The sequence below is a fragment of the Microcoleus sp. BM001215392 genome, from assembly GCF_036700185.1.
Classification (GTDB): domain Bacteria; phylum Cyanobacteriota; class Cyanobacteriia; order Cyanobacteriales; family Microcoleaceae; genus Microcoleus.
This window is the reverse complement of the sequence record NZ_JAUBOJ010000434.1, coordinates 1-5,813: the sequence shown is the minus strand read 5'-3', so window position 1 is coordinate 5,813 and position 5,813 is coordinate 1. Positions and strand designations below refer to the sequence as shown.

Annotated in this window: 4 protein-coding genes and 2 pseudogenes; 5 read left to right on the top strand and 1 reads right to left on the bottom strand. The window is 45.2% G+C overall.

Annotated elements, in window-relative coordinates:
* Positions 1–128: 128 nt before the first annotated feature.
* From QT974_RS29970 to QT974_RS29950, 5 genes and pseudogenes are all read left to right on the top strand, one after another.
* Positions 129–1,458 (top strand): annotated as a pseudogene (locus QT974_RS29970) (IS4 family transposase).
* A gap of 19 nt (positions 1,459–1,477) precedes the next feature.
* Complete coding sequence (locus tag QT974_RS29965; protein ID WP_333472027.1) at positions 1,478–2,803, top strand: hypothetical protein; 1,326 nt, start codon at positions 1,478–1,480, stop codon at positions 2,801–2,803.
* A gap of 2 nt (positions 2,804–2,805) precedes the next feature.
* Positions 2,806–3,123: a DNA cytosine methyltransferase gene (locus QT974_RS29960; protein ID WP_333472026.1), complete on the top strand. Its 318-nt coding sequence runs from the start codon at positions 2,806–2,808 to the stop codon at positions 3,121–3,123.
* A complete protein-coding gene (locus tag QT974_RS29955; RefSeq protein ID WP_333472025.1) occupies positions 3,050–4,174 on the top strand; it encodes a hypothetical protein in 1,125 nt (374 codons plus the stop codon). The genes QT974_RS29960 and QT974_RS29955 overlap by 74 nt, the downstream gene beginning before the upstream one ends.
* A gap of 691 nt (positions 4,175–4,865) precedes the next feature.
* Positions 4,866–5,006: a hypothetical protein gene (locus QT974_RS29950; protein ID WP_333472024.1), complete on the top strand. Its 141-nt coding sequence runs from the start codon at positions 4,866–4,868 to the stop codon at positions 5,004–5,006.
* Positions 5,007–5,526: 520 nt separating this feature from the next.
* Here QT974_RS29950 and QT974_RS29945 read toward each other — a convergent pair.
* A pseudogene (locus QT974_RS29945) lies at positions 5,527–5,813 on the bottom strand (type I restriction endonuclease subunit R); the annotation flags it as partial.

The window sequence follows — 5,813 nt, the reverse complement described above, 5'->3', positions numbered from 1 at the left end:
GATAAACGCAGATAATTTTAGGGTGTTTTCCGATTTTTGCAATTCAAGTCTATTCACGCAGAACAGATCGAAGGAACAGCCTTTGGAGACCCAAGGCTGGTAAAAAGGGGGCGGCATTATATGAAGCAATGGGTCAGCATCAATCGGTAAATATTCGTCAAATCAGCCGAAATCGAGCTCAACAAGTAGGATACTATCGTTTTTTGGAGAATGAAAACGTGACCGTATCGGAATTAGTGCAAAGCCTATCGGGGCATTGCCAAAAAAATATAGAAGGACGGCACGTATTACCCGTCAGTGATAGCAGTGAAATCAATTTGCAGTCCCACTCCGGCCGACTAAAACCCGAACAATTAGGGGTGGTTGGCAACAATACATATCTGGGTTTTTATATACATCTTACATTAGTTTTGGATGCTGAACATGGCTTTCCATTAGGGTTAAGCACGGTGCAACTGTGGAGTCGAGGTTTAGATCGTAAGAATAAGCATGAACGCAATTATCAAAATCTGCCCATAGAGCAGAAAGAATCATACAAATGGTTGGCATCCGCCGATCGCAGTCAGCGGTGTTTCACTAAGGGTGGTGCCCTGATGGTCACTCACATTGGTGACCGCGAAAGTGACTTATATGAGGAATGGGCGACCGTGCCCGACCAACATAATCACCTATTGGTGCGCGATCGCCTGTGACCGTCGGTTATTAGGACAATCCCAATCGCTTTATACCTATTTAACGGAACAGCCCTGTGAAGGGGTTTGTACAATTGATGTACCAGCAGACTCACGCATTGGTCGGACGGCGAGAGAAGTATTGCTGATTATTCGCTGTGCTAGTGTTAAGATTCGTCGTCCCGATCGATTGAATGCACAAGATTATCCACCCAGTATTACTCTTTACGCAGTCGAAGCAATAGAAGTTAATCCTCCGGTAGGGCAAGAAGCGATTCATTGGCGATTACTCACAACTCACAGGGTGGTTTGTTTAGAACAAGCACTACAAGTTATCGAATGGTATCGATGGCGATGGCGCATTGAACAACTTTTTGCCACATTGAAACAATCAGGATTAAATCTTGAAGCTACACAGTTAGAGTCCGTAGCGGCCATTCAAAAACTCACTGTCTTGGCTTTAGGGATTGCCGTGCGAACCCTACAAATGGTTGAAGGGCGCGATAATTCTGACTTACCTGTTTCCCTGACTTTCTCTGATGCTCAACAGCAATGCTTGTCTGTGATTGAACCATCTCTTCTAGGGCGCACGAAAAAATTGCAAAACCCCTATCCTCCCGCTTCCTTACCTTGGGCTACTTGGCTGATTGCTCGACTTGGAGGTTGGTCTGGTTATAGTTCTCAGAGACCTCCCGCAATGCCTACCCTTGTTCATGGACTTCGACAGTTTGAATCCATCTTTGTGGGATGGAAACTAGCTCATAATCAACTTGTGTGTACACGGTAGATCCAAAGGACGGTCTGGATTGGAAGACCCCTACCTGCGCCACAAACTTTCAGCAGTCAAGGCTGACATTATATCCTGGGCGCTGGCAATGCCTAAAGTTGAACGCGATGCCATACTGTTGCAACCTTCCAAAAACCAACGCATCCGCCTTGCCAAACTCGATGCCGCTACCTACGGCGACCCGGTGCGCAGCTTTATCGACCTCTGCTTCCGACCCACCGATGATGCTTCGCCAATCCAAAACCACGAACTGCACAGTTGGTTCATCGCTTACTGCAAAGCGCACGGCTACTCCGATAACCGGGGGATGAGCAAGTTTATCTCCCACCTCAAAACTGTCATCCCCCAGCACCACGTACCGCGACACCGCCAAGATGGCGAATTACAACCAGCTTGCTGGGCTCATCTGACCTTGATACCGGGCGTCATGGTCGATGTTTCCCTAACCGAAGATGCTTCTAACGGCTATCAAGGGAAACCGCAACTCGCCCCCGAACCCGAATGGCGGTGTGCCAAATTCCGCTGCAAAGAAGGAGGGTTGTTGGCTTTTGACGAATGGCAGGAACAAAACATCTCAAAAGCTCTTGCTCCTGAGTTCGATCTAAACAGCAATGAAAGTGTTAACCGACAAGAGATTGAAGGGGTAAGGGTATTTCCCAGCCCACAACACAGCCCTCACCAAACAGGGGAGAAGTTGGATTCTGCCGCAAACACCCGTATCTATCCTACTCAAACCCACACTCAACCAGAAATTGACGGAGCGTTGGGAGCTAGCCGATGTACCCCAATCTCTTGCAATCGTCCAGATCGATCGCCAGCAATCGATGAATGGGTATCCCAGTTGTCAGAAGCAGCCAACCGAGATGGCACAACCTACGAAGCGGTGAAGGGATTGGGGGTACCGGATAACTTGCGTCCAGAAATATTTGTTGCATTGGCGCCCCCGGTGAAGGAGCGGCTCAAAAAATTGAGGGAAGAGTTCAAGGGGCGGATTCCTCAAGATATCCAGAAGTGGAGGGAGGCGATCGCAACTTTGTCTGCTTTGAATGCAGGTGCTCTCAACTCTCAATGGCAGCAATTTGATTTGTGGAGCCAATGTTTGTTGGGTATCTGTAATTGGGTTGAGAGAATCGCTGCATCGGGATTATTCGATTTAGCAGCATCTCGGTATTCGCAAGCAATTGAATTGGCTAGTGGAAAATCTGAAACTGTTGTTAGTGTCGAATTACCAAATGCCGATGAAGCAGCAAATATCGAACCAAAACAACTCAATTTGCTACCAAATTTCCAATCACTTTTAGGCTCCGAAAACAGATTTTCACACGAATCGGAGGATTGGTTTTAGCTGTGAATAAAACTCAGATGCGAGCGCTTTCACTATTTACGGGCATCGGCAGTTTTGAATTAGCGGCTGCCGCTCTGGATTGTTTCAAAGTCGAACAGTTTGTAGAAATCGATGAGGATGCTCAATATGTCCTTCAACAGCACTATCCACACATCCCAATCCACAGCGACATCCGAATTTTCAACGCTTCAAGAGGAGAATACGATTGCATTTGGGGAGGCTTCCCACGGGCAACCGGTACGAGCAATGCCAGAGGGCGAACGGGATTGGCTCACCCAGAATCAAGTTTGTGGTGGCAAATACTCCGAATTATCGATTAGCGATCGCCCCTTGAAAGCTGCATTATCGGGATTGGCTATTAGCTTTGGAAAAACTCTGCAATATCTTCCCCATAAAACAGTAACTCGTCGCACTTGGAAGGACAGCCATGCCCAGAAATTCGTTAACGCTTTCCACCAAAATAAATTAGTTAAAGCTCTAGATAAGGATATTCATTATGGAGGCAAACAAATTGGTTGGTGTCGGTTGCTATGCGCTCCCTACAAAGAACAACTTTCATTCATGCCAATCGCAGATTTGGCAGCAGAAGGAGGGATGTGCAATTCCGTCGAATCATTTATCAATCGCTACTTTAAAGGCAACATCAACCTCGTCGTTTGGGTGATTCGTTTTGAATTTATTGCACTAGCTGTTTTGGATATCGGCTCTAAATCGGCAAATAATGCTGGCAGCAACTCCGCTATTACTTTACCTTCTGAGAGTATACACCAAGTTTCTGCATTGGGCTTTGGTGTATACTCGAACGCTGCAATTAAAGCTAGCAGCAATCATTCCGCTGCTTCCCCGACCTGGAGTATACACCAAACTCGATTGTCGGGCTTTGGTGTATACCCTAACTTTGAAAATATAACTAACAGCAATTCTCCAATTAGTTTACCGGGCGAAAGTATACACCAAACCTCAATCGAACATCAACTACGTTCCAATATATACCCAAACGACAGAAATCAAGCCGATACCAACACCGCAATAATTTATTTACCAGCCGATCGCATACACCAATCATCAATAGATCGGCTTGGTGTATACCACAGCGCTGGGAATCAAAGAGATATTAATCCTCCGATTTCTCCTACAGACGAAAGTATACACCAAATGCCTGTAGTTCAAGGTGGTAGTGGTTTAGTGTACGCTTTTTGGCAAGGTGAGAGCATTGTAAATCACTACCGCTACAAAGTTAAAATTAACGGCAAGTGGAAGGTGAAAAGTATCTACATTCCTGTGTGGAAACTCCTTAAAGTGAAAGAAGCAATAGCCAACAAATTAGGAGTAGTTGCGATAGTGACTGAGGTACTGGGTAGGGAATTGTGAATAATTGATTGCTATTACTATTCTTTTTCAAACAACGCGCAAGCTATTTCTTTGTAGTCTCTTAGTTTTTTTATTTCTCATAACTCATTCATCCTCAATCCGCATCACTCTCTATTCGTTGATGCGGAACAGATTCCTGCGTTTGACGATTGATGAGGGGTATTACCCCTGATTTTGACTAACAAGGCGATCGGGGCAGAATGTGGGGTCTAACCCCTTAATACACCCCGATCGGCAAAAATACAACGCACGATCGAGACTTTGGGAAATAGGAAGGCGATCGGGGCAGAATGTGGGGTGTTACCCCTCGTTATGCCCCGATTGCTGAAAACACAACGCAAAATCAACACTTTGAAGGTGGCGATCGGGGCGATCGGGGCGATCGGGGTACTACTCCCTAAAAAAATGAAAGGGTGGGGGTAGTTCCTAGCAATTCAATTCACCCCTTATAAAAAAAAGAGGAGTAATGCCCGATCGCCCCGATCGCTTCGATCGCTTTTGCTCAAACCCATATACCGCAAGGGAATTAGAAGGCGATTGCAGCATAATAAGGGGTAAGACCCTCTACTTTGCCCCGATCGCCTTGACTGCTGATGCGGTTTCTGCTCAAAGCCATACGCAGCATAGAAATCACACAGCGTTTGGGTGCAATAAGGGGTAACACCCCTTGTTCTAGCCCGATCGGCTTGTAATGGGTCGGCGAGCGGGGACTCTGGGACAGTTGGCTGTTTCTATAGAAGTGGGTACTCGAACTGTCAGAAGGCTTGTGGAAGGCACAACCTTTGAAGTGAGGATGTGCGATGCGGCTGAGTCAATTCTCAAGCGCTGCTGAAAAGGCAACGGCAGTTGTGGAATTTAGGTGATGCGTTTTGAAGTTGTGGAAGCAAATAATCTTGGTGTATGCTCGGCTGCCACCAGTAAAATGAATAGCAATCTTTGAATTACTTCAGCAATCTAGAGTATACATCAAGCTCAATTATAGGCTTTGGTGTATACTCGAAATCTGCAAATAAAGCTAATAGTAATTCTTCTATTACTTCAAAAATCATAAGTATACACCCAAGCGGAATAAAGAAGCTTGGTGTATACTATTGCGATGGCGCTCGAAGCAATGGCTACTCTCGTAATGTTTTAATTATGATTCGTTTACAAAGAATGCGTTAGCTATTGTGTTGATATTTCTTTGTTTCCTTAATCTTCAATCAATTCAACTAACAATTATGTAGGAATGCGATCTAAGGAATGAAACAACAGTCTCATCAAGCCTGCTCCTGAGTCGGGGTGGGGCATAGTAATTTTGGATTTGAGATTTTGGATTGACTCATTAAAAATAAAATCTACTGAATTTGATATTATTCAACAGTGGTTTGAATCATTATTTGTCTAATTTGTTTGAGAATTCGCATAATGTCATAAAGTTGATTGCGATGGGGGAGTAGCAGGGAGAAAATATTAGATAAATCGTATTCAGGGTGAGGTTGAATTAGGAGTTTAATAAATTGAAATTCATCACCGTTTGTGATTGCTCCATAAACTGGGCGTTCTGGGTTGGGGTTGGCCATCAAGTAGGTGAGGGCTTGGGGCAGGGCAACAGAAAAGGCGATTGTTGATTTAGATTCTACAACTAATACCCAGAGTT